Source organism: Streptomyces sp. NPDC056835 (assembly GCF_042789485.1).
Lineage (GTDB): Bacteria > Actinomycetota > Actinomycetes > Streptomycetales > Streptomycetaceae > Streptomyces.
Genome location: NZ_JBHUBB010000095.1, coordinates 1 through 1,343, shown reverse-complemented (window position 1 = coordinate 1,343; position 1,343 = coordinate 1). Strand labels below are relative to the sequence as shown.

Here is a 1,343-nt window from a genome sequence, read left to right as displayed (position 1 = left end):
ATCGCGGGCTTAAGTCTCTTGCTGGTTTTCGGTGGCTGGCGGAGTGACCTTAGTGAGGTAGGCGGCGAGGGATTTGAGGATCTCGTCGGCGGTCTTGGTCCAGGTGAAGGGCCTGGGGTTCTCATTCCACGAGTCGATCCAGGCCCTGATGTCATCCTCCAGCGCCTTCACCGAGGTGTGGACGCCGCGGCGAATGAGCTTGTCGGTCAGCAGGCCGAACCACCGCTCGACCTGGTTGATCCAGGAGGAGCCGGTCGGGGTGAAGTGGACATGGAAGCGGGGGTGCTTGCCGAGCCAGGTCTTGATCTCGGGGGTGTTGTGGGTGGCGTAGTTGTCACACACCAGGTGCACATCGAGCCCGGCAGGAACCGCCCTGTCTATCGTGACCAGGAACCTCTTGAACTCGACGGCCCGGCGGCGGCGGTGCAGTTCGCCGATGACGGTGCCGTCGGCGATGTTGAACGCGGCGAACAGGCTGGTGATGCCGTGCCGCAGGTAGTCATGGGTGCGCCGCTCGGGCATGCCCGGCATCATCGGCAGCACCGGCTGCGAGCGGTCCAGCGCCTGAATCTGGCTCTTCTCGTCCACGCACAACACCACGGCCTTCTCGGGCGGGTTGTGATACAGGCCGACGACGTCGACGACCTTCACGACGAACTGCGGGTCAGTGGAGAGCTTGAAGGCATCCTGCAGGTGCGGCTTGAGGTCGAACCTCTTCCAGATCCGCCCGATGGTGGACTTCGACAGCCCGGTGCGGGCGGCCATGGAGGCCCGTGACCAGTGCGTGTCCTGGCCAGGGGTGGATTCCAGCGTCGCGACGACCACGTCCTCGACCTGGTCGAGCAGGATGGACGGCGGCCGACCGGGCCGCGGCTCGTCAACCAGACCGTTCAGCCGCCGCTTGACGAACCGGGCCCGCCAGCGGTTCACCGACTGCTCACTCACACCGAGTTCGGCCGCCACCTGCTTGTTTGTCCCGCTCTCCGCGCACCGCAGCACGATCCTCGCGCGCAGAGCCAGGAACTGCGCTGTCTTCGCGCGCCTCGCCCAACGCGTCAGCTGAGCCCGTTCGTCATCGCTGAGTACCAGCTCCGACTTGCGCCGGCCCGGCCGCGGCTCATCCGCAAGTCCGGCCATCCGCCTGGCAGCAAACCGTGACCGCCACTTCCTCACCGTGTCCGCGGTTACCTTGAACTCCGCCGCCACACGTGTATTCGGCTTCCCGTCCGCGCACGCCAGGACGATGCGTGCCCGCTCAACGAGACGGGGCGCCACCGCCCCGCCCGCCCAGCGCAGCAACTCGGCACGCTCCCCATCGGACAACACGACTTCGACGGCACGAG

The 1,343-nt window shown here is 66.6% G+C and carries 1 protein-coding gene; it reads right to left on the bottom strand.

The features are described 5' to 3' along the window. Nucleotides 1-9: 9 nt before the first annotated feature. Nucleotides 10-1,326 carry an IS630 family transposase gene (locus ACFRMN_RS38740; RefSeq protein ID WP_383029157.1) on the bottom strand — a complete coding sequence of 439 codons (1,317 nt, stop codon included), beginning with the start codon at nt 1,324-1,326 and terminating at the stop codon, nt 10-12. Between the last annotated feature and the right edge of the window lie 17 nt (nt 1,327-1,343).